The organism is Paenibacillus sonchi (genome assembly GCF_016772475.1).
Lineage (GTDB): Bacteria > Bacillota > Bacilli > Paenibacillales > Paenibacillaceae > Paenibacillus_AQ > Paenibacillus_AQ sonchi.
The window spans coordinates 1498582-1522087 of the sequence record NZ_CP068595.1; the positions used below are offsets into that span (position 1 = coordinate 1498582).

General features: G+C 56.6%; 18 protein-coding genes and 1 pseudogene. 7 read left to right on the top strand and 12 right to left on the bottom strand.

Translation table 11 applies throughout. The features are described from left to right. Window positions 1-2: 2 nt before the first annotated feature. Window positions 3-1292: an NAD-dependent dihydropyrimidine dehydrogenase subunit PreA gene (gene preA, locus JI735_RS06880; protein WP_202677221.1), complete on the bottom strand. Its 1290-nt coding sequence runs from the start codon at window positions 1290-1292 to the stop codon at window positions 3-5. Between the two features lie 122 nt (window positions 1293-1414). Beyond that, a complete protein-coding gene (locus JI735_RS06885; protein ID WP_202677222.1) occupies window positions 1415-2809 on the bottom strand; it encodes an NAD(P)-dependent oxidoreductase in 1395 nt (464 codons plus the stop codon). Window positions 2810-3139: 330 nt separating this feature from the next. On the opposite strand from JI735_RS06885, the gene JI735_RS06890 reads away from it, so the two are divergent. After that, on the top strand, window positions 3140-4828 hold the full coding sequence (locus JI735_RS06890) for a PucR family transcriptional regulator (RefSeq protein WP_039838780.1): 1689 nt from the start codon (window positions 3140-3142) through the stop codon (window positions 4826-4828). Here the strand turns inward: JI735_RS06890 and JI735_RS06895 are convergent. The 3 genes from JI735_RS06895 to JI735_RS06905 form a co-directional block, all read right to left on the bottom strand. After that, entirely contained in the window at window positions 4794-6161 is a 1368-nt protein-coding gene (locus JI735_RS06895) for an aspartate aminotransferase family protein (protein ID WP_039838779.1), read from the bottom strand. The two genes, JI735_RS06890 and JI735_RS06895, sit on opposite strands and share 35 nt — an antisense overlap. Window positions 6162-6191: 30 nt before the next feature. After that, window positions 6192-7655, bottom strand: a complete 1464-nt coding sequence (locus tag JI735_RS06900) for a CoA-acylating methylmalonate-semialdehyde dehydrogenase (protein WP_039838778.1) — start codon at window positions 7653-7655, stop codon at window positions 6192-6194. 100 nt (window positions 7656-7755) lie between these two features. Further along, complete coding sequence (locus JI735_RS06905) at window positions 7756-8853, bottom strand: ABC transporter substrate-binding protein (RefSeq protein WP_202677224.1); 1098 nt, start codon at window positions 8851-8853, stop codon at window positions 7756-7758. A 74-nt stretch (window positions 8854-8927) separates the two neighbouring features. On the opposite strand from JI735_RS06905, the gene JI735_RS36835 reads away from it, so the two are divergent. Further along, entirely contained in the window at window positions 8928-9059 is a 132-nt protein-coding gene (locus JI735_RS36835) for a hypothetical protein (protein ID WP_267919184.1), read from the top strand. On the opposite strand, the gene JI735_RS06910 is transcribed toward JI735_RS36835, so the two are convergent. The 3 genes from JI735_RS06910 to JI735_RS06920 are packed head-to-tail and all read right to left on the bottom strand — an operon-like array spanning window position 9052 to window position 11491. Continuing rightward, window positions 9052-9897 (bottom strand): ABC transporter permease, encoded by an 846-nt coding sequence (locus tag JI735_RS06910; RefSeq protein WP_233476287.1) that lies wholly within the window; start codon window positions 9895-9897, stop codon window positions 9052-9054. The genes JI735_RS36835 and JI735_RS06910 overlap by 8 nt on opposite strands. Next, window positions 9897-10706, bottom strand: coding sequence for an ABC transporter permease (locus JI735_RS06915; protein WP_039838774.1), 810 nt, complete (start codon window positions 10704-10706; stop codon window positions 9897-9899). Before JI735_RS06915 ends, JI735_RS06910 begins: the two co-directional genes overlap by 1 nt. Window positions 10707-10708: 2 nt before the next feature. Beyond that, entirely contained in the window at window positions 10709-11491 is a 783-nt protein-coding gene (locus JI735_RS06920; protein WP_202677226.1) for an ABC transporter ATP-binding protein, read from the bottom strand. Between the two features lie 400 nt (window positions 11492-11891). Here JI735_RS06920 and JI735_RS06925 point away from each other — a divergent pair, with 400 nt between their 5' ends. Beyond that, a complete protein-coding gene (locus tag JI735_RS06925; protein WP_039838770.1) occupies window positions 11892-13484 on the top strand; it encodes a histidine kinase N-terminal 7TM domain-containing diguanylate cyclase in 1593 nt (530 codons plus the stop codon). Here JI735_RS06925 and JI735_RS06930 read toward each other — a convergent pair. Both JI735_RS06930 and JI735_RS06935 read right to left on the bottom strand, forming a co-directional pair. Next, on the bottom strand, window positions 13471-13611 hold the full coding sequence (locus tag JI735_RS06930) for a hypothetical protein (protein ID WP_202677228.1): 141 nt from the start codon (window positions 13609-13611) through the stop codon (window positions 13471-13473). The genes JI735_RS06925 and JI735_RS06930 overlap by 14 nt on opposite strands. Further along, window positions 13608-14462: an MBL fold metallo-hydrolase gene (locus JI735_RS06935; protein WP_083886935.1), complete on the bottom strand. Its 855-nt coding sequence runs from the start codon at window positions 14460-14462 to the stop codon at window positions 13608-13610. Before JI735_RS06935 ends, JI735_RS06930 begins: the two co-directional genes overlap by 4 nt. A 159-nt stretch (window positions 14463-14621) precedes the next feature. Here JI735_RS06935 and JI735_RS06940 point away from each other — a divergent pair, with 159 nt between their 5' ends. Together JI735_RS06940 and JI735_RS06945 are read left to right on the top strand one after the other, a co-directional pair. Continuing rightward, a complete protein-coding gene (locus JI735_RS06940) occupies window positions 14622-15464 on the top strand; it encodes a DUF72 domain-containing protein (RefSeq protein ID WP_039838769.1) in 843 nt (280 codons plus the stop codon). A 107-nt stretch (window positions 15465-15571) separates the two neighbouring features. Beyond that, on the top strand, window positions 15572-17107 hold the full coding sequence (locus JI735_RS06945) for an alpha-amylase (RefSeq protein WP_202677229.1): 1536 nt from the start codon (window positions 15572-15574) through the stop codon (window positions 17105-17107). 144 nt (window positions 17108-17251) lie between these two features. Here the strand turns inward: JI735_RS06945 and JI735_RS06950 are convergent, their stop codons facing one another. Continuing rightward, entirely contained in the window at window positions 17252-17860 is a 609-nt protein-coding gene (locus JI735_RS06950; RefSeq protein ID WP_039838767.1) for a biotin transporter BioY, read from the bottom strand. Between the two features lie 124 nt (window positions 17861-17984). Between JI735_RS06950 and JI735_RS06955 the strand changes: the two genes are divergently transcribed. Beyond that, the gene (locus JI735_RS06955) at window positions 17985-18797 is read left to right on the top strand and encodes an ATP-binding cassette domain-containing protein (protein WP_039838766.1); all 813 of its coding nucleotides are present in this window, start codon (window positions 17985-17987) and stop codon (window positions 18795-18797) included. Beyond that, window positions 18794-20494 carry an ATP-binding cassette domain-containing protein gene (locus tag JI735_RS06960; RefSeq protein ID WP_202677230.1) on the top strand — a complete coding sequence of 567 codons (1701 nt, stop codon included), beginning with the start codon at window positions 18794-18796 and terminating at the stop codon, window positions 20492-20494. The genes JI735_RS06955 and JI735_RS06960 overlap by 4 nt, the downstream gene beginning before the upstream one ends. A 70-nt stretch (window positions 20495-20564) precedes the next feature. Here the strand turns inward: JI735_RS06960 and mprF are convergent. After that, window positions 20565-23224 (bottom strand): annotated as a pseudogene (mprF, locus tag JI735_RS06965) (bifunctional lysylphosphatidylglycerol flippase/synthetase MprF). Window positions 23225-23506: the final 282 nt, after the last annotated feature.

The window sequence follows — 23506 nt, forward strand, 5'->3', positions numbered from 1 at the left end:
CCTTACACCACCTCCGCTTCCGAATATGAGCCGTTCAGGCTGCTGATGACCTTTTGCCGCTGATTCCAGGTCATTGGAGCCGCTCCGCTGTCCAGAGCCACCATATCAATCGCCCCGTCCGCCGGGCAGACAATGGAACACAGGTTGCAGCCTACACAATCCTCCTCGCGCACGTGCAGAATGGCCTTGCCGCCGGCATTTGTAAGCATATCGATGCATTGATGCGAAGCGTCTTCGCAGGCAATATGGCATTTGTTGCAGTTGATGCAGTTCTCCTCGTTGATTCGTGCCACCACTTTGTAATTCAGATCCAGATCGCCCCAGTTGGAGTATTTGGGCACCGATTTGCCGATCAGCTCTGTGACTGAAGCCAATCCTTTGTCATCCAGATAGTTGTTCAAGCCGTCGATCATCTCCCCGACAATCCTGAACCCGTGGTGCATGACCGCCGTGCAGACCTGAATGCCGGTAGAGCCCATCAGCATGAACTCCACCACATCCTGCCAGGTGGAGATCCCGCCGATCCCGGAGATCGGCACGCCCACCCCGCGGTCGCGCGCACATTCAGCGACCATGCTGAGGGCAATCGGCTTCACAGCAGGACCACAGTAGCCGCCGTGCGCCCCTTGGCCGCCCACATTCGGGATCGTGTTCCAGCTATGGATGTCAACACCTGCCAGACTGTTAATCGTATTGATCAGGCTGATCGCATCCGCTCCGCCCTTAACGGCGTGGCGGGCTACAACCGTAATGTCCGTAATATTCGGCGTCAGCTTCACAATGACGGGCGTAGCCGCCACTTCCTTGACCCAGTAGGTCTGGGCTTCCACCAGGTCGGGCTGCTGCCCGGAGGCCGCGCCCATCCCGCGCTCAGCCATGCCGTGCGGACAGCCGAAGTTAAGCTCAAGACCGTCTACGCCGACAGCTTCGGCCCGCTTGACGATTTCATGCCATTTCTCCTGCTTCGGCTCTACCATCAGAGAGGCGACCACGGCATGGTTAGGAAACCTTTTTTTCGTTTCATAGATTTCCTTGAGGTTGACTTCCAGCGGGCGGTCGGTGATCAGCTCGATATTATTGAAGCCGGCTACACGCTGCCCGTTGAAATGCACAGCCGCAAACCGGGAAGAGGTATTGATAATCGGATCGCCCAGCGTCTTCCACACCGCACCTCCCCAGCCTGCCTCAAAGGCGCGCTGCACCTGGTAGCCGGTATTGGTAGGCGGCGCCGAGGCCAGCCAGAATGGATTGGGTGACTTGATCCCTGCAAGATCGATACTCAAATCTGCCATTAATATTACCTCCCTGTCATGTAAAACCGGTAAGAGCAGCCGGCCTTGGATTCGCACAGCAGCTCCAATTTATACAGCAGACATACATGCCGCTCCTTCGCGGCACTTCTGACGAAGAAAATTCAGCGAAGGATAGAGCCAAGCACACTATCCTGCAGACCCGACAACTGCTGCATAATGGCATAAGCGGCATCCTTGCCCTGCCGGGCAGCGGAGACTACCGTCGCTTCACCTTTGCCCGAGCCGAAGACGATATCCCCGGCTGCATAAATCTGCGGATCGGAGGTCCGGCCGGTTTTCTCATCAATCTTGACCACGCCCCGTTCATGCTCAAGCCCCAGCGCTTCAATCAGGTCAACCCGCCGTTTCTGTCCGATGGCTACCACCACCGCATCTACCGGCATCAGGAATTCAGAACCCTCCACCGGCACCGGTATCAGGCGGCCGTCCTTGCCGGTCTCCCCGGTCAGCTTCATCTGCACACACTCCAGAGCAGTCACATTGCCCAGTTCATCCCCGACGATCCGCTTCGGCAGGGTCAGCCAGCTGAATTCCACACCCTCCTGCTTGGCGAATTCATATTCAAAATCATACGCGGTCATCTCCGCGGGCGTCCGGCGGTAGACCATCTTCACATTCGCCGCTCCCAGCCGCACCGAGCAGGTGGCCGCATCAACCGCCGTGTTGCCTGCCCCGATGACGGCGACCCGCCGGCCCATCAGCTCCAATGCCGGAATGCCGGTCTTTGTGGTTTCCACAAGCTCGATGGCATCATACACGCCGGAGAGCTTCTCCCCTTCAATGCCGAGAGGCGGAACATACCCCATTCCCGCAGCCAGCACAATAGCATCATATCCGGCCTTCAGCTCCTCTACAGAGACATCCACGCCCACCTTCATTCCGGTACGGATCTCTACCCCCAGCTTCTGGACCTGCTCCACTTCCCACAGCGGGATGGACTGCGGCAGCCGGAACGAGACGATCCCATGTGTGTCCAGTCCGCCCGCAAGCTCCTTCGCTTCATAGATCACCACACCACAACCCTCACGCGCCAGCTCCCTGGCTGCTGACAGACCGGCGGGACCGCTGCCGATTACGGCGACTCTCCTGCCGTTAGCAAGACCCGGCTTAAATAACCGGGCTCCGCTGCTGATTGCCCAATCGGTAGCATAACGCTGCAGCAGCCCGATCTGGACCGGTGCAGAAGCATCATTCAGCACACAAGCCCCTTCGCACAGTTCCTCCGTTGGACAGACCCGCGCGCAGCTGGCGCCCACCGGATTGGAATCCATGATCGTCTGTGACGAACCCTTCAGATTGCCGGTCGCAATTCGCTTGATAAAAGAAGGAATATTAATGCTGGTCGGGCAGGCTTTGATGCAGGGCGCATCATAACAATACAGGCAGCGGTTGGACTCTTCGATTGCACCTTTGCGGGTAAGGCCAGGCTCGGCCTCGGCAAAATTGCGCCTGAACATGTCGGGCGTGAATGTGTTTAACGGAGAAGTGAGCTCCATCCGTATCCCTCCTTCTGTATGAATGACTTCCGCTTTAGCGTCATATTTATGTTATATAATATAACACAGTTACGAGAATCGCCTTAATATTTTGCTTACTTCTCAGAATTAATGTAGTAAAATGAACAATAAACCTTATTCCTCATTCCACTTCTCATCCACTTAGGTCAACTTTCCTTACACGTTATATTGAAACTATAGTAAATTCCATTTTTCGTTACATTAGACAGAGTGTCTAATTTCAAAAGTGTATTTTTTACCTGTGAGAATAGCCTGAGAACTGCCCGAACCAGGCGGGAAAAGATCATATGTCAAGCGAGGGGGATGTTTATGGATTGGGAGCTTGTTTTCACCATTCGTGATGCACTCAAAAGACCGCTGTTTGCAGAATCGGAAGTCATCGGCGGCAGAACCGGCCTGAACCGTGCCATCCGCTGGGTGCATGTGCTGGAGAGCGCGGGCTTTGAAAGCCTGATCCACGGGGAGGAAATGATTCTGACCACCGGCATGGGCGCAAGCGCCGGCCTGCCCTCTTCCTTATCTTTTATGCAGAATCTGATTGACAAGAACGCAGCCTGCTTATGCATCGAGCTGGGGGACTATTTCAGCAGCATTCCCCAGGAAATGATTGATCTGGCCAACCGGCATGACTTCCCGCTGATCATTTTTACCCGCACTGTACGCTTCGTAGATATCACACTTGATCTGCATTCCCTCATTATCAACCGCCATCACCGCATGCTCCAGGAGCTGGAGAGCATCTCCCGTGAGTTCCACCGACTGACACTGACCTCTCAAGGTACGATCAAGGTGCTGCAATTATTATGCAAAAGCACCCGCACACAAATTGTGTATATGCAGCCGCAAGGAAAACCCCTGTTCTTCCCGGCACTTTCACCTGAAGATCAGGCCCCTCTCCTAAGCTTCTTCGAAGCGTTCGGCGAAGAAATGGAGGGTGTACAGCCGGATGCCGCCCCTTATATCCGCGACTATGGCCACAAGACGATTGCCCTGAAGCCGGTGGGTGCGCTCGACCAGACCTGGGCTTATATTCTGATGGTCTGCAATCATAAGCCGCAGGAGTTTGACTGTCTGCTGCTCGATTCTGCGTCGCTGTCCATTGCCCAGGAGCTGCTGCGCACGCGGTATATGGAGGAGCGCAAGCTGTTCTCGGAGAATCTGTGGGTGGATGAGCTGATCGGCGGCCGGACCCAGGATGACAACCGGCTCAAAGGATTGGTCGGGCCTGATTTCAATGTGGTTAATGAGCTTCCCTACCGTGTGTGCCTGGTCGAAATCGAAAACCCCCGCGATGTGAAATGGAACAGCTCGGAGAATGATTGGGAATCGATCACCTTTCATTTGTCGCTCATCCTCCGCTCGATCTTCGAGAAGTACTCGCTGCGCCCGCTGATTACGCTGAAGAACAACCGCCTCACCGTCATCGCCCTCGACATCCGCTCCAAGCTGCCCGGCAAGCTCCGGCTGCAGCAGGCGCTCGATGCCCTGCAGCACATCCGCTCCGACGAGAAGCTGAAGGACCTGCAGCTCGTGATCGGCGTCAGCAAGTCCCACCGGGGCCTGAAGCACGCCTATGCCGGATACCAGGAAGCCGTACAAGCGCTGTCTCTGTATTCTTGTTATCAGAAGTCCATTCTGTTCTATGAAGAGCTGGGCGTCTTCCAGCTGCTGCTGAGCCTGAATGACGGCAAGACGCTGGAGAACTTCATCCGCAGCTATCTCGGTCCCTTAATTGACCATGATAGCGCCAAAGGAAGCGAGCTGCTGCTGACCCTGCGCGTCTATCTCGACCATGACGGTTCGAAGCAGATTGCCGCCCGGAATCTGTTCATTGTCAGACAGTCGCTCTACTACCGGCTGGACAAAATCACCGAGCTGCTGGGCGAAGACTTCATGCTGCCGGAGAACCGCATCTCCATCCAGGTCGCCCTGCGCGCCTACCAGCTCCTGTATCCTGAGAAGTTCACCCTGCCCAGCTCCCGTTCAGCACAGTTTTGACCGTATCGATGATAAACCGGATATCCTCATCGGTCGAGGACAGCGGCGGAGCGATGGTGAGCACATTATTGAAGCCTGCTACCGTGTCCCCGTTTTTGCCGATGATCAGCCCTTTGGCTTTGCACTCCGCGATAATGCCTTTAACGACAGCCAGATCGGCAGGCTGCTTGGTGGCCTTATCCGCTACCAGCTCAATGCCAATGATCAGCCCGAAGCTGCGGATATCCCCCACCCGCTTATGGTCCAGCAGTCCGGCCCACTCCGCAGCCAGCCTTTTGCCGAGGATACCGGCGCGCTCCACCAAATTCTCCTGCTCCAGGATTTCCAGATTCCGCAGGGCAAGCGCACAGGCTGCCGGATTACCGCCAAAAGTATTCACATGGCGGAAATGCCCGTAATCGTCGCTGTTATCCTTGAAGGCATCGTAGATATCCTTACGGACTGCCGTTGCCGACAGCGGCAGGTAGGCGCTGGTCAATCCTTTGGCCATGGTGATGATATCCGGCTTCACGCTATAATTCTGATGGCCGAATTTGCAGCCGGACCGCCCGAACCCGCAGATGACCTCATCAATAATCAGCAGCACCCCATGCTTGCGGCAAATCTCCTGCACCCGGTCCAGATAGACCTGATGCGGCACAATGACACCGCCGCCGGTAATCACCGGCTCCATAATGACCGCCGCCACCGTCTCCACGCCTTCCCAGATCATCGTATCCTCTATCGCCTGCGCACTCTGAAGGTTGAATTCCTCCACGGTCATGCCGGCTGGACGGCGATAGCTGTCCGGCGGGGCCACATGCAGAAACCCGCCGCCGAGCGGCTCATATTTATATTTGCGCTGGGCCTGACCGGTAGCCGAGAGTGCGCCAAGCGAGCTGCCATGATATCCCCGGTAACGGGCGATGAATTTATGACGATAATGTTGGCCGGTCTGCTGCTGGTACTGGCGGGCTATTTTGAAGGCGGCTTCGTTGGCTTCTGAACCGCTGTTGGAGAAGAAAATGACATATTCCCCTTCCAGCCATGTGTTCAGCTTCTCAGCCAGGGCGATCGCCGGCATATGGCTCTGTGTAAGCGGGAAATACGGCAGGCTAAGGAGCTGATGATAAGCCGCCTCCGCCAGCTCCTTGCGTCCATAGCCGACATTCACACACCACAGGCCGGACATGCCGTCCAGAAACTTGTTCCCGTCAATATCCGTCACCCATGACCCGCTTGCCGCTGCGGCGATCATCGGCGGATTTTTCTCACTGTAGGGTGTAATGTTATGCCATAAATACTGCTGATCCTTCTGGACGGCCAGCCCGCTTTCGTTCCCCAGGCTCTGCATGGCACTCTCTCCTCTCAATATCTTAAATAGTTAATAACGCGCGGTAACCATCTTCTTGCGGGTATAGAACTCGACGCCGTCCCTGCCGTTCGCATGCAGATCCCCATAAAAGGATTTCTTGTAGCCCGAAAAAGGGAAAAACGCCATCGGCGCAGGCACACCCAGGTTGATCCCCAGCATCCCCGCATCAATCTCTTCCCGGAATTCCCGGATCGCCTTGGCGCTGTCCGTATAGATGCAGGCCCCGTTGGCAAAAGGAGACTGATTCGTCACGGCAATCGCCTCGGCCAGATCCTTGACCCGCACCACCGCCAGCAGCGGCGCAAAAATTTCATCCCGCCAGATGGTCATACCCGGCTGCACATGGTCGAAAAGCGTCGGGCCGAGAAAATAGCCCGCTCCGCCTGCTGCACTGTCCAATCTGCCGTCCCGCACCAGCTCCGCCTGCTCCTGAATTCCCGTTTCGATATAAGCGGCCGTACGCTCCTTGTTCGACTGGCGGATCACCGGGCCGAGGAACACCCCCTCGTCCTTGCCGTCGCCGATCTTCAGGCTGTCCGCCGCGTCAACCAGGCGGCGGACTAATTCATCGGCTACAGCCTCATGGGCAACCACCACAGAGCAGGCCATGCAGCGCTCGCCCGCAGAGCCGAAGGCGGCGGAAATGATGTTTTTGACCGCGCTGCCGAGATCGGCATCGGGCAGCACAATCGAATGGTTTTTGGCTCCGGCCAGGGCCTGGACCCGCTTGCCGGACGATGTTCCGCGCTTATAGACATATTCCGCCACCGGCTGGGAGCCTACGAAGGAAACAGCCTTGACCTCTTCATGCTCAAGCAGCCCGTTCACCACCTCATGTGCCCCGTGCACCACATTCAGCACCCCCGGCGGAAATCCCGCTTCCGCGAACAGCTCCGCCAGCCTGTTCATCAGCAGCGGCGTGCGCTCGGAGGGCTTCATGACAAAGGTGTTGCCGCAGGCAACCGCCAGGGGGAACATCCAGCAGGGCACCATCATCGGAAAGTTGAACGGCGCAATGCCGCCCACCACCCCAAGCGGGTACCGGTACATGCCGGACTCGACACCGCTAGCAATGTCCGGCAGCTGGCTGCCCATCATCAGCGTGGGAATGCCGGCGGCAAATTCCACACATTCAATGCCGCGCTGCACTTCGCCGAGCGCTTCCTCCAGGCTTTTGCCGTTCTCCAGCGTAATCAGTCCGGCCAGCTCGCTCCTATGCTGCACCAGCAGCTGCTGGTACTGGAAGAAATAGCGGGCGCGGCGCGGAACGGGAACCTTTTTCCAGGAACGGTACGCCTCAGCTGCCGCTTTTACCGCATCGTCCAGCTCATTCCGGCTGGAAATGGGCACATAAGCAATGACCTCTCCGGTTGCCGGATTGAACACTTCCTCCTGCTGTCCCGAGGAGGAGTCCACCCACACGCCATTCACGTAGTTCTTCACTTTCTCTGTTTGCTTCACAAGCAGGGACATCATCTGCACCTCTTTTCCGTCTCGGGCTGTTGATTATAATAGATGACCGCCCATTCCGGCGGTCATCTATAAGGAATATGAATCATCGGTTGACCCATCGTTACTTGGCGGCCATCTCCACAATTTCGTTCGTGTAGGCTTCATCCGTCTTGGATGCCGTCTTGATGACGCCGAACTTCAGCGCAATGTCTGCGGTCTGCTGGAACGCCGCCGCGTCGGTATAGCCCAACCTGGATGCATCGAAGCCCTCCGGCTGGATCAGCTTGGCAACCTCAGTCATCATCGTCAGCTGATGTTCACGGGTGGTGCTGCCTTCTTCTGCCAGCTTCATCACGCTGTCCACCGCCGCCTCCGGATCGGCAATCGCGTCCTTCCAGCCCTTCAGGGAAGCGCGGACGAACTTGGCCGCCGTTTCCTTATTGGCTTCAAGCCATTCCTTGTTGGCGAACAGGTTGTCTTCCAGCATCGCCACCCCTTCATCGTTCATATCGATTACGTTCAGCTCCTCCGCCTTGACGCCGGATTCCAGGATGACCTGGTATTCGTTATAGGTCATAGCCGATGCCGCATCGATCTCGCCGCCAAGGAACTGGTCCATTGTGAAGCCCTGCTTGGTGAAGTTCAGATCCTTGTTCGAATCCAGTTTGTATTTATCGAAGAGTGCCAGAATTTCAAACTCGTTGCCGCCCATCCAGTTGCCGACCTTCTTGCCCTTCAGGCCGGCAGGCCCGGCAATCCCCGCATCCTTCCTGGAGACCAGCACCAGTCCGCTCTTCTGGAAGATTTGCGCGATCTGCACCAGCGGCATCTCCTGCTCCTGGCTGGTCAAAAGACTTGCTACCCAGTCCACGCCGATATCCGCCGACCCGCCCGCAACCTGCTGCTCCGGCACAATATCCGGACCGCCGGGCAGAATCTCCACCTTCAGCCCTTCTTCGGTATAATAGCCTTTATCCTGTGCCAGGAAGTATCCGGCGAACTGGGCCTGCGGCACCCATTTGAGCTGCAGCTTGACGGTTACCGGATCTGCAGCCGGTTCCGCCGCTGCCGGAGAAGCGGAAGCCTCTGCCCCAGCCGCCCCCTCAGCCGCTGGAGCTGCATTATTATTGTTGCCCCCGCAGCCTGCCAGCGAAGAAAACATCATGATTAGCGCAGCCGCCAGCAGCCCGCCGCGAAACTTGCCTTTTCTCCCGTTCATCAATACAATTCCCCCTACCCGAATGAGTTTTCATTTCGAAAAAAACACAGCATGGCAACCAAACATGAGGCTCTATGCATACGGCCCGGGGAGGGTTCTCTTTTCCCTTCGGCGCAGGACCGGATGTAATGGATGCAGGGGGTCAGGCCCGCCGGGAGGAATGCCATTTGATGAACACCTTCTCCAGCCGCTCCACCATCAGGTAAAAGATGACCCCGGCGATGGCCGCGAGTACGATGCAGGACCAGCCGAGCGGCATTTTGGCCACCTTGATCGAGTTGGATAGCAGGTAGCCGAGCCCCCGTGAGGAGAAAAGAACTCCCCCACTATGGCTCCGATCATACTCGCCGTGGCATTGATCTTGAGCGCAGTGAACACGTATGGCAGACTGTTCTGAATGCGCAGGTAACGAAATACGGCCGGCTTGCCGGCTGCGTACGAATGCATCAGATCCAGAGCCAGCGGATCAACCGCCGTCATGCCCTTGTAGGCATTAATCGCCATCGCGGCCATTGTGGCCGCTGTCACTATGGCGGCGCGGGACCCGATGCCGTCCCCGAACCACAGATTCATAATGGGGGCGAGCGCCACAATCGGCACGGCATTCAGCGCAGCCACGAGGGTAAGGCTGCCTCCGCCCCATCGGGGCCAGGCGGTTGCCGCCAGGGCGATCAGGAAGCCGCAGGCTGAACCAATCAGCATCCCCACGACCGCCTCGGCCAGCGTATAACCGGTATAAGACAGCAGCAGGCTGAAGTTATCCCGCATCGCCTCCGCGATGGCCGAAGGCAGCGGAAGCTGGTACTTTTTGAGCTCCAAAAGCTTGTGAAAAGCCTGAAGCTCCCATAGGAAGAGAAACAGTACACCGGCGAGCAGGGGCAGAATTACACCGGGGTTCAGCCGCCTGAACGGCCGCCGGGGGTTTTCCTTCCCGCCAGTAACCGATGATTTTCCGTTGTTAGTCGACGCAAAAGATGTAGATGTGACTTCTTTGCCCGTAGAGGCCATGAAGGGTGTATCCCGCACAGTAGTGTTGCTCTCCATCAGCGGCTGCCCCCTTTCGGACGGAATTCCGGCTGCCATGGCGCTGCCAGGCGTTCCACCAGGCTCATCAGCCAATAGCTGGCTATTCCGAGCAAAGCGCCGGCAAGCACGGTTGACCAGAACATATACGTATGGGATGGACCGTAATAGAGATTGCGCAGCATAATGACGCCGATGCCATGCCGTGCGCCCATAAGCTCTACGAGGATTGCACCGGTCACCGCGAGCGGTGCCGCGATCTTGAGTCCGCTGAAGAGGCCCGGCAGCGCTGCCGGAAAGCGCAGCTTCCAATATACAGCCCAAGGCTTCGCTGCAAGAGAGCGCATCAGCTCCACTGCCGGGAGATCTACACTGCGCAGCCCGCGAAGCATATTCAGAGCGACCGGGAAAAAGGTAATGTACCCGGAAATGATAATCCTCGACGCCTGCTCATCCCGGACAATGCCGTAGATAATCGGCGCCAGCCCCAGAATCGGAATCATCTGCGAGGCCACCGCATACGGGAAGGCGAGCTGTTCAACCGTCTTCGACAGGCTCATCAGCACGGCCAGAAGCGCTCCGGCCGCTGCGCCGATCAGAAATCCGACGCCGGCATTGCCGAAGGTCGCCCCGCCCTCCTTGAGCAGCGTACTGCTGTATTTCCATAAGGTTGCCGCTACTTCATGGACATAAGGCAGCTTAGACTGGGCCAGCGGTGTTTTCGCTATATGCAGCAGCCACCAGGAGACTGCCTCCCAGACTGCCAGCAGGCCGAATATCCAGACGAACAGCGGCAGCACGCGTTCCCGCATAAACGTACGGTTCTTCATCCCTACACCCCTTCGAAGCTCTCGCGGATTCGGGCGACCAGTTCAAAAAATTCCGGGCTGTTCCTCATTTCAGCCGTACGCGGACGCGGCAGCGGAATGTCCACAATGGCGGACAGCCTGCCCGGATGCGGAGACAGCACGAACACACGGTCCGAGAGAAAAATCGACTCTGGAATACTGTGGGTTACGAAGACAATAGTACTCTGCACTTTGCCCCAAACACCCAGCAGCTCCTCATTCAGACGTTCGCGGGTGAATTCGTCCAGCGCGGAGAAGGGTTCATCCATCAGCAGGATTTCCGGCTCCATGGACAGCGCTCTGGCGATGGCTACCCGCTGCTGCATCCCTCCACTGAGCTGCCACGGATACTTGTCCGCGAAGCCCTGCAGGCCTACGAGATCGAGCAGCTCCAGCGCTTTATCCTCACGGATGGATTTTTTCACGCCCATCAGCTCCAGGGGCAGCGTTATATTATGCCTCACCTTCCGCCAGTCATAAAGGACCGGACTCTGGAACACGATACCGTACTTTTGGGCCAGCCGGGCTTCACGCGCACTCTTGCCGGCTACCGTAACATCTCCGCCAGTTGGCGTCAGCAGATCTGCCATCAGTCTGAGCAGTGTAGTTTTGCCGCAGCCGGACGGTCCGAGCAGGGAAACGAACTCCCCTTTGGCGATATCCAGGCTTACCTGATGCAGCGCAAGCACATCGGCCGTGTCCGTCTGATAACGCATCTCGACGTTCTGCAGCTGTATTTCAGGAATTCTTGCCGCTGCTAATGACATTCCCAGCTCCCCCTTTATTCCCGGATCGGATTTAGTTTTCTTTTGTATGTTAATTAACATAACACTTTTTCTATATAAGACGATGTTTTTTCTTCTTTCATGTTCGATTAACTAACATAATACACTTTGCTCCGGTTGCTCTCACTAGACAAAAAGTAAAATGGACTCTGAGAAATTACGTCACTTTGTCTAGGTATTAAAGGATACTGTGAAATATATGCTTTCTAAATTTTTAAAAATTGCGACTTTTACCGATAAAGTAGGTATATATCTTCATGCTGTATACGCTGACAAACGGGATTTCACTATGTATATTTGCTACTATCTCACTAGATTTTTAACAAACAGGAGACAATCTGCCTATGCCCACAGCATATATCCGCAGACGGAGGCTTGAACAATGGGGTCCATGATTTCGAATTATATAGTTATTGTTTCAATCTCCGGTGTGCTGAACGCTTTGCTGGCGCTTTTTGCCTACTATAAAAAAACCGATTTTGCTGGAACACGGGCCTTTATCCTCAGTTCCCTCACATCAGCCATCTATACCTTCGGCTTCGCCTTGGAGCTGTCGGGCAGCACGATGCCGGAAATCAGCTTCTGGATTAAGGTCGAGTATCTTGGGATGCCTTTTATTGCCCCCTCAAGCCTGCTGATGATTATGTATTTTGTAGGGCTAGAGCGGCTGATCCGAAAAGGGCTGATCACCGCGCTGTATGCCATTCCCTTCATCTCCGTGCTGCTTGTATGGACTAACGATTATCATCATTTGTTCTATCAGTCGATGTATTTCCGGGAAGGAGCGCCGACACCGCTGATCGATGTGGTTATGGGTCCCTGGTATATTGTCCAGGGCAGTCTGACCTTCGGCTGCATGCTTGCCGGCATGTGCCTGATTCTCTGGCAGTGGAACCGGATGAAGCGTGTCTACCGCAGGCAGCTGTTCACCATCTTTATCGGGCAGTTTCTCCCGGCTTTGGGCGCCTTCCTCTATTTAATGGATGTAACTCCCTATGGGATGGACCCCGTTCCGGTGATTATGAGTATAACTTCGACCCTCTATATATGGGCTATCCTGTCCAGAGGCATGCTTACCGCCGCTCCAATCGCCCGGGAGAATCTCTTCGAGAGCATGCGCGACGGTGTGCTGGTTACGGACCTCTCCGATACGCTGGTCGATTACAACCGGGCTGCCGCGGACATGCTGCAGGATCTGGATGCTTCGGCTATCGGCAAGCCTCTGGCCCAGCTCTTTCTTCCGGCAGGCCAGGATGCAGTCGATTATGTGATGAATTCCGATCCGCTGATCAGCGAAGAACGCGAGCTGGGCTGGAATATGAACGGCGAGACCCGGTATTACCAGATTAGATCCTCTCCAGTGCAGAAGTATGGCGGGCATCAGGTGGGACGGATGATCATGCTGATCGATGTCACGGAGCGGACGCTGCTTCAGGAAAAGCTGCTCCAGCTCGCCACCGTCGACAGCCTCACCGGCATCTACAACCGGATGCATTTCATGGAGCTGAGCCGGGGATTGCTGAATGAGGCAGCCCTCAGCCTGGCGCCGGTCTCGATTATTTTGCTGGATATTGACTTCTTCAAAAGCATCAATGACCGTTACGGCCACCACTATGGGGATATGGCGCTGCAGCATATTGTAACTGTCTGCAGCAGCCATTTGCGCGAGGGTGATATTTTCGGGCGTTACGGAGGCGAGGAATTCGTTCTCTGTCTGCCGGAAACATCCTTGAAGCAGGCTGCCCTGTTATCTGAATCGATCCGTAAAGACATTGAGCGCAGCTCTATATCTGCCATTTCGGGACCCATCCATGTCACTGCAAGCTTCGGCGTCGTGGAGGCCCGGGGCAAGAATCTTTCTCTGGAAGATCTGCTCTCCGAAGCAGACCATGCTCTGTATACTTCCAAACGCAATGGGCGTAATGCCGTTCATGTATCAAGCGGCTCCTCCATCACGCCCTTCACACCGGTGTGAGCAAGCCCGCTTCGCTCCTGGCAGGGTCTTGCCATAGGTAATCATCGTCCCTTGATAACAACACAACGGCTACCCGTCCTTCATTGGACAGTGCAGCCGTTGTGGAATGCTTGCTTCCTTCATTCATTTGCTTCCGGCCATAAAATACTCCACACCCTGCAGCAAACCGGCGGGCAGCTCCTCAAGCGCCAGATAATCCTTCAGCTCCTGCACCACACGTTCGCGGTTGTGGCCGAATACATCCACAATCCGGGCCAGCCGCTCCCACGGTGCCAGATCGGCACGGAATTCCGCCAGGCTCATCGGTAATCCATGCGATTCCACATACCACTGCGCGTTATAGCCATAGGCAAGCCCCAGCAGCTTCAAAAAGCTTGTACTGCTGTACCGGCGCGGACCGCCATATACAGAGGGCCCCAGGGCATCACCCAGAAAAAGCACATTATCCTCCCTTATGTAAAGAAAACATGAATCTGCTGAATGGTCCCCGCCAACATGGCTCAATTCACAGGTAACGCCGCCCAGATCAATAGCCATATTGCCCGAAAATACGATGTCCGGCTTCATTACCGTTATCTCTCTGGCGTCCCCGTACTCCAGCCGTATATGCTGTGCACTCTCTTCGCTCAGGACCCCGGTGAGAACAAGCTCAGCAAGATCCTCATCCGACCAGCTTCGTCCGTCAAGTCCGGCAAGCGCTGCTGCCGTTCCTTCATGGGCAATAACCGGCGCCTGCCAGGCGGACAGCCCAAAAGAGTGATCCCAATGCCAATGCGTCAACACCAGCAGCTCCGGCGGCTTGATGCCGCGCTTGGCGAGTTCCTGGCGGAATAGCCCAGCATGCCCGGGCGAATTCCCCGCATCCATCAGCAGTGTCCGGCGTTCCCCGGTGATAGCCGCCAGCACAGGCCGGTCCGTATCATGCTCCGCGTGCATGATCAGGATGTGCGGACTCAGTTGCTGAAATTGATGTTCCATAAGTATTCCCCCGGTAAATAAAAAGTTCTGTATATCGTACATGTTGCATGAATTTCAGCCATTAATCAACCGGCCGTTGTTTGTGAACACCGGTTTTCAGTTTAATAAGAGTTAGCCGATTGATTCAAGCTCACTTTCAGCTCTAGAGGAGGAGATTCCATGATCAAAATCGGGTTGACCGGCTTTGGAGACCACGAGGAGCTTTACGGCAAAATCAAACCTGCCGAACGCCTGCCTGTCTACAGCGCTCATTTTCCCATTGTAGAGATCGACAGTTCTTTTTATGCGGTACAGCCGGTCAGGAATTACGCCAAATGGGCGGAACAGACCCCTGAAGGCTTTCAGTTCATCGTCAAGGCGTATCAGGGCATGACCGGACATCTGCGCAGCAAAAAGAATTACTTCGACACACCGGAAGAGATGTATCAGGCCTTCCATGCCTCTATCGAACCTGTACGCTCAGCGGGAAAGCTGGCGATGGTGCTTTTTCAATTCCCGCCCTGGTTTGACTGCACCAAGGACAATGTGGAGTTTCTGCGCGAGGCCAAAGAAAGGATGCAGGATGTTCCTTCCGCGGTAGAATTCCGCAATGAATCCTGGTACAGCCCGGAAATGCGCGGCAAAACGCTGCATTTTCTGGAGCAGGAGGGCTGGATTCACACGGTGGCGGATGAGCCGCAGGCCGGTTCCGGATCGATCCCCATCGTTCCTGTATCCACCGGCACTGATGCAACTTATGTCCGGCTGCACGGACGCAACATCAGCGGCTGGAACCAGAGCAGCCACCCGGATTGGCGCAAGCTGCGCTACCTGTACCGCTACAGTACCGAAGAGCTGACGGAATGGCGGGACCGGCTGCTGGAACTTGAAAAAACATGCCGCGCGCTGTATGTTGTGTTTAATAATAATTCTGGCGGAGACGCCACTGATAATGCGAAAGAGCTGCAGTCACTGCTCGGAATTGATGGCGGACTCGCTCCGCGGCAGCTGGATTTCTTCTGAATCCGGGTCCAGCCTGCAGGTCTACATACTCTCTTCTACCTCTTGTTGAAGACTAAATCATATAACCTATCCATCCGTTTCATATCCGCTGAAGGAGGCCACAGGAAATGAAGAGAAACCATACTATGATGCAATTTTTCGAATGGCATGTCGCGGCAGACGGGCAGCACTGGAAGCGTCTGGCCCAAATGGCTCCCGAACTGAAAGCCGCCGGTATTGATTCCGTATGGGTGCCTCCGGTAACGAAGGCCATCTCTCCCGAGGATACAGGCTATGGCGTGTATGATCTTTATGACCTGGGAGAATTCGATCAAAAAGGGACCATACGAACGAAATACGGCACCAAGCAGGAATTGATCGACGCTATTGCCGAATGCCTCAGGAACGGCATTGCCGTGTATGTGGATCTCGTCATGAATCATAAAGCGGGCGCAGACGAGACCGAGGTCTTCGAGGTGATTGAGGTAGACCCGAACAACCGCAACAAGGAGATTTCCGCACCGTTCGAGATCGAAGGCTGGACCAAATTCACGTTCCCCGGACGGGGAGACACGTACTCCAGCTTCAAATGGAACCATACGCATTTCAACGGCACCGATTTCGATGCCAAAGGAGGGCGAAACGGAGTCTTCCGGATTAACGGAGAGAACAAAAACTGGAACCAGAATGTGGATGACGAGTTCGGCAACTATGATTATCTCATGTTCGCGAACATTGACTACAGCCAGCAGGAAGTCCGGAGCGAGATGCTGGAATGGGGCAAGTGGCTGGTAGATACGCTGCAGTGCAGCGGTTACCGGCTTGACGCCATCAAACATATCAATCATGAGTTTATCAAAGAATTCGCGGCGGAAATGACCAAAAAGCGGGGCGAAGACTTCTACATCGTCGGGGAGTTTTGGAATTCCAATCTCGAAGCGTGCCGGGAATTCCTCAATACAGTCGACTATCAGATAGATCTGTTCGATGTATCGCTGCATTACAAGCTGTATGCGGCTGCGCTGGGCGGCAGAGATTTTGACCTGACGCATATTTTTGACGACACACTGGTGCAGACCCATCCCGGCAATGCCGTGACCTTCGTGGACAACCACGATTCCCAGCCGCACGAAGCGTTGGAGTCCTGGGTCGGGGACTGGTTCAAGCAGAGCGCCTACGCCCTGATCCTGCTGCGCCGTGACGGATATCCGGTGGTCTTCTACGGTGATTATTACGGCATTGGCGGGCCCGCTCCCGTCGAAGGCAAAAAAGAAGCGATTGATCCCTTGCTGTACGCCCGCTGCCACAAGGCCTATGGGGAGCAGGATGATTATTTCGATCATCCGAATACCATCGGCTGGGTCCGCCGCGGTATAGAAGAAGTCGAAGACTCCGGCTGCGCCGTGGTGATCTCGAACGGAGACAACGGCGAGAAGCGGATGTTCCTCGGTGAGGAGCGGGCGGGAGAGGTCTGGGTGGATTTCACCCATAACCGCAGGGAGTCCGTAACCATCGGCAAGGACGGTTGGGCGGTATTCCCCGTGAACGGCGGAAGCGTCTCTGTGTGGGCGCTGCCGGATGGAGCAGAGGAGAAGCCTGCTGCACAGGATATGGATGATATAGAGGAGAGTACGAAGAACAACTCCGGTAAAAGGACGCGCTGAGGAATATTGAGTGGGCCGGCGGTGCCGCCGCTGAAGGCATTTCAGCAAATTCAGGTTTACAACATCAAAAAAGAGGTGAAATCCTGCCGTAATGGGCAGAGTTCACCTCTTTGCTGTATTCCTTATTTTACTTGGAATAGTCCTTTAATGGCTGACCGTTGAATTCTCTCCTTCGGCCCAAGTGTCCGGTTCCGTGTTCAGGATGCGTTCAATCGGGTAGACCCTCCATACGGCGGTTACAACGGCAGCGCTTAGCACCGCTTTGATAAGGTCGCCCGGGATGAACGGCCACATTCCTGCCGTCAATGCTTTGGAGAGAGAGGTCATACCTGTGGAGTGGGCCAGCCACCATACGCCGCCGGGATACACAAGCAGTACGCCGAACAAAAAGTTCACGGCCAGCAGCTTCACAAAGGTGTATTTATTCTGCTCTATGCGCTGTGCGAACAGACCGATCAGAAAGGCCACCACCGGCCAGGAAAAAATATAGCCTGCGGTAGGTCCGGTGAGTACCGACAAGCCGCCGCTTCCGCCCATCACCGGGAATCCGGCAGCCGCCAGCCCGATGACGATCAGCACTGCAAGGCTGCCGTAGCGCGCACCCAGCATGGAACCGGCCAGCATCACCGCAAGCGTCTGCATGGTAATGGGCACAGTAGAGAAGGGCAGTGAAATTCTCAGATAGCTGAGTGCGATCATAACTCCGGCGAAAAGTGCACTGAAGATCAGGCCGCGAGTCGTCCATTTTTTCATAAGCAGGATTACCCCCATTTTTTTAGGAACACTATATCATCCCTCATCCGATACATCAATCCTAAAATATTTGCTATAATGGGTAACGATTATTGACTACAGCAGTTAAGGAAGCAGGCACGACATGATCAGAGCTGAGCATTTGACCCTGTCCTTCCGGGACGGCCAGCGCAGGCTGCCCGTGTTGCAGGGGATTTCCATACATATCAAACGGGGTGAATGGGTGGCTCTTACCGGAGCCAATGGCTGCGGCAAATCCTCACTCATCCGCACCTTCAACGGCCTGAATATTCCAACCGGGGGCAGTCTGTCCGCAGCCGGCCTGGATCTGCGGTCACCGGCCAACCGCGCAGCCGTCAAGCGCCATATCCAGTTGGTGTTTCAGAATCCTGAAGCGCAGACCGTCGGCTCCACACCGTTTGAAGACGTTGCCTTCGGGCTGGAGAACCGCGGTCTCAGCCGGAGCGTAATGCTTGCAAAGATCGAGGACGTCCTGGGCCAGGTAGGGCTGGCCCATAAAGCCAGGGCCGATGTCTCCACCCTGTCCGGTGGAGAACGCCAACGCCTGGCGGTCGCCTGCTGTCTGGCGCTGGATACGGAAATGATTATTTTTGATGAGGTGACCTCCATGCTCGACCCGGCCGGACGGAGGGATATCCTGGAGCTGGCCCGCCAGCTGTGGGCACAGGGGACGACAGTGCTCTGGGTCACCCAGCGGATGGAGGAGCTGGCGGAGAGTCCGCGTGTCGCCGTTATGGGACAAGGCAAGATGCTGTATGACGGAGATCCGCGGACGCTCTTCTATGCAAGCGGACTGCCGGACGCTCTGAACTGGCCGGCTGCGCCCGTCATCCGCATCGGACAGCTGCTGCAGGCCAAGGGCTGGCCCTTGGACAGCCTGCCCTTGACCGAGCGGGCGCTGGAGGCCGCCCTGTGAGGATTCAGGCGGACCAAGTATTCTTCCGTTACGACAAGCTCCCTGTCCTCACGGACATCAGCCTGGACATACGTGAAGGCACGCTGACTGTTCTGTGCGGAGTCACGGGCAGCGGGAAGTCTACACTGCTGCGCCTTTTGTCGGGCCTTGCGCAGCCGGCTTCCGGCACGATTGCCTTTGACGGCGGCCAGCCTCCTGCCGGAAAGGTCTCCATGGTATTCCAGCAGCCTGAGACGCAGCTGTTCGCAGGCAGCGTACATAAGGAGCTGGAATACGGCCTGGCCGAGCGCGGCGTCCCGGGACCGCAGCGGCTGGAGCTGATCCGCAGCGCGCTTGCCAGAGTAGGCTTGCCCTACGACGAATTCGGCAGGCGCTCGCCCTTCCTGCTGAGCGGCGGCGAGAAGCGGCGGCTCTGCATAGCCGCGGCTATCGCTTCCGCCCCCGGCCTGCTTGTCCTGGACGAGCCCACAGCCGGGCTGGACCCGCAGGCGGCTGAAGCTCTGCTGGAGATGCTGCGCGGGCTGCGCCGCAGCGGCTTGACTCTGGTGGTGGGCACTCATGAGCTCGACAGCTTCCTGCCCATGGCCGACAAGGTGATTGTAATGTCCCAGGGTGCCGTCTATTATGACGGGCCGGCTCTTGCCCTGTCCGCCGATCCGCTTCTGCTCACGGGTGCAGGTCTTGCGCCTCCCGCCTATATACGGCTGGGCCACAGCCTGCGGGAGTGCGGCCTGCTGGCAGAGCTGCCGGACAGCCTGGACAGCCTGCTGGCAGAGCTTGAGAAGCAGCCGGTTGCTGCTCCGGCGGCAGAGCTGCTTCCAGCGGCACCCGTGGAGCAGAGCCCGGGCCGAAGCCCGGGCCGATCAAACCGACTCCAGCCCGCTGAAGGGGATGCGGTCAGCCACTCTTCCGGCCCCGTAGATACGGAAACAGCCCCCGCCCAGAAGCTGTGGCAGAGGCTGGACCCCCGTGTGAAATGGCTGGGGATGGTGCTGGGAACACTGGTCGTGCTGGGAATGGATGCCCTGCTGCCGCTGCTGCTGGCAGCCGGCCTGATTGCCGGGCTAATGCTGTCCGCCCGCATTCCCTGGCGGAGGACCGTCCGGTTCTTCCGCCCGTTCCTGCTGATGTTCCTGTTCCTCTGGCTGCTGTCCTCGCTCAGCTGGAGTTCCCCAGATTATACGCTGGGGCCAGTCGGCGTAAGCGCGGCAGGCATGGCACGGGGCGGCTTGAATGTGCTCCGGTTTCTGCTGCTGATCGCACTTGGATTCCTGTTCACAGAGACGACCACTGGCGCCCCCCTGCGGGAAGGGCTGGAATGGGGCATCGCTCCGCTGAGAAAGCTGGGGGTCCGCACCCGCAACTGGTCGCTGGCAGTCTCGGTCACGCTGCAGTTTGTGCCCTGGATTCTAGGCAAGCTGGCCCAGCTGCAGCTGGCGCTGGACTCGCGCGGCAGAAAAGCCCGCGGCCTGGCCCGGTACTCGCCCAGGCAAGCTGCACTGCTGATTGTCCCCTTGCTGATCCTGGTCATCGGGATGGGCGATGAGCTGGCTACTGCCGTTGAATCCCGCGGCTACGACCCCGCCAAGGAGCGGACGCCCTCCTACCGGCTGTCCTGGCAGAACCGCGATACGCTCGCCCTGCTCTTTATCCTGCTGGCCGCCGCCCTGCTGTGGACCGTCTCGCGGTTCAGCTGAGACTACAGCTCAGCATGTATTCCGCAGGCTGCGACCCCGGAACATAGAATCTATCCCGCATCTTCTTGGCTTATGCCTGATCCTCTTTCGCCTCCGGGTGACGGGAGACGAGTCTTACCAGATCAAGCGTCAGGATCGACAGCGTGAGCGTTGCGGGATATGCCAGATACCTGGGTTCCCACAGCGGGCTGAACTTCTCCTTATACCGGCGCAGGCCGGCGAATCCGTACCAGTGTCCGCCCCGCACAAAGACCAGATGGGCCAGCTTCTCTTCCCGCAGCGCTCCCGAATTATGGCCTACGCTGGACAGCGGGGCATTGCCCAGATTGAATTTGAGGCTGCCCTGCTCCTTGGCCCATTCCAGCAAGCGGATGAACAGATAGTCCATGGTGCCGTTCGGTGTATTCCTCCGGTGGCGCATAAGGTCGATCGAGGCCGTCTCTCCCCTGTCATATCCCGGGGCCATAGAGGCAAAAGCCAGCACATCCCCCTCCTTGCTCCGCAGCAGCGCGATCTGGGCAAGCTGCAGATAGGCCGGCTTGAACCAGCCGAGGGAATACCCCTTTTCGCTGCGGCCATTCAACCACTCCTCAGAGATCCGGCGCAGCTCGTCGAGCAGTTTCTCGGGATGCGGCGCCTCCGCCACCTCAAACACATACCCCTCGCGTTCAAAACGGCTTTTCACATTCCGCAGGTCTGCATTTTTTTTGCCGCTGAGGGTAAAGTCGGCGAGCGGCACCAGCGCCTCTTCGCCAAGCTTGAAGAAGTGGTAGCCCTGTTCATGATATATCGGCAGAAAGTCCGGGGTGACCTGATAGAATACCACCGCAAGCCCGTACAGATCGGCGGCCTGCCGGAATTCACTGATTCCGTCGTTGACCAGACTCCGGGGGCCCAGCGGGTCACCCAGCACGATCAGCTTGTCCCGCGCTCTGGCAAAAGCAAACAGCACCTTGCCGTCTTGGGCCCAGTAGAAGCTTTTGTCACCCAGGAAGAGCATATGGGTCAAGGAATTTCCGGTATGCTCCCCGAGAAAGCGGCGCAATCTTTCCATATCCCTGTCCGCGAACAGCTCATCCCCGTTGCGGTGCGGCCTGAGGGTAATCATCATCGTAAGCAGCAGCCAGGAGAACACCAGCCCGCCAGCCGCAGTAGCCGCCACGTTGCTGTGACGGTGCAGCCACCCCGGCTCGACTCCGTGGGGAAGATGCTTCAGGAAGCCATGATGCACGTAATTGCCCAGCAGGTAGTATACCAGCGCTATAAAAGAGGTCAGCGCCAGCCACCAGGCCGTATTCTGCCGGCTTACCGGGACGCTGATCCGGTAGAAACGCGCTCTGGAGATCCAGAGAATAAACGCTACTACCAGCAGGAACACAGCTTCCTCATAATCAAAGCCCTTGGTAAAGGTAAACACTGCACCGGCAAACAGCAGCGCGCTTGTCCAGATAAAGGCTCTACGGACCCGCAGCGAAATTCCGCGCGACAGCAGAATCAGCATGAATCCGATCAGCACGGAAAGATGATGCGAAATCCGCATCACCGGCAGCGAAAGCAGATCCTCGGTGATCCGCAGCCGGTACAGCAGCTCGGGCGTCGCCGCCGACAGCAGCAGAATAATCCCGCTGGCAAACACCAGCTTGCCGAGCGCCCATACGCCGAGATCGCTCAGGAAGGTATATTGGCCCGGCCAGCCCCAGATTTTCTGCCATACATTAAGCGAAGGCTCGATACCGGCGCTATTCCGGTCAGCGCTTTTTTTGCCTTGAAGCCCGATTTCCAGTGCAGCCAGCACCAGGCCGATCAGCCAAGGAATCAGATAATAAAATAATCTGTAAATGACCAGCACTGCCATCGCCTGGTCGCTCCGGTATCCCAGCTGTGTAAGGCCCAGCAGAGCAATCAGATCGAAAGCGCCGATGCCGCCGGGTGCCATGCTGAGAATGCCCGCAATAGCGGCGATCACATAGATACTGAATACGGTAACGAAATCAATGCGGCCGAGCAGATGGCCCCCGATGATCCAGAAGGTAATCCCGGCAAACAGCCATTCCAGCAACGAAGCGCCGATGGAGGCCCCTACAGTAAGCCAGGGCGTTCTGTTCTGTCCCCGGTTGATCCATTTCGCGAATAGCGCTGAACGCTGAACGATAATAAAAAACGGCAGATACAATGCCATCCCCCAGACCGCGAACACCAGCCAGCGGTGCTCGTGCAGAAGCGCGGCGGCCGGAAGCAGGCCAAGAATATTGCCCCAGGAAAGCAGAGACAGCCCGGTAATCATCAGCGGTGAGAGAAATACAATAGCAGGCGTAAGAACGGAGGCGGGTACTCCGCTTTTTTGTACAGAAGCGTGCGCAAGCCCACTCCCGCCAAACCGGCAAAGCCGATCAGATTGTTGAACGTGTTGGCAATCCACGAGTAGCGGAAGGTGCTCCAGCGCCCAAGGTCCAGCCGGAAATGCCGCCGGATCAGATAATCGTAGCCGCTCATGACCGCCACAGAAAACAGTGCCACCCCCATCATTTCCAGGATGGCCCCTGCGGGGACATGCCTCAGCTCACGGAGAATCAGGCCCAAATGGACCCGCTTCAGCTCATGCTGCCCCTCCAGATACACAAGAGCTATAGCCGCAAGCGGAACAAGCGCCCTGACCGCTTTGAGCCGGTAAATGGATACAATCAGCCTTACAATTTTGAATCGCTCCAAGGTTTGCTTCATAGAATGCATAATTTCTCCTGCCTTTACTGCCGGATGGTGAGCTTAATTGAGCTGTTCACCCTTATCCATTTCTTCATTATACCAACTCCGGGGATGGAAGGCTTCTTTTTACAGCTCCCAAAGGTTAGACCTCCCGCAAGGCCCTCTTCACTGCATCACGCGTAACTTAACATGGAGGCAAGCACGCCCATCCAGGTGCCCCTGCGATACGGCTCTCTTGCAAATTAGGCCAGAACCAGCATTCTGCTGCACTTTCTGCAGTAGACTTCTCATATATCGGTCGAAAAACTC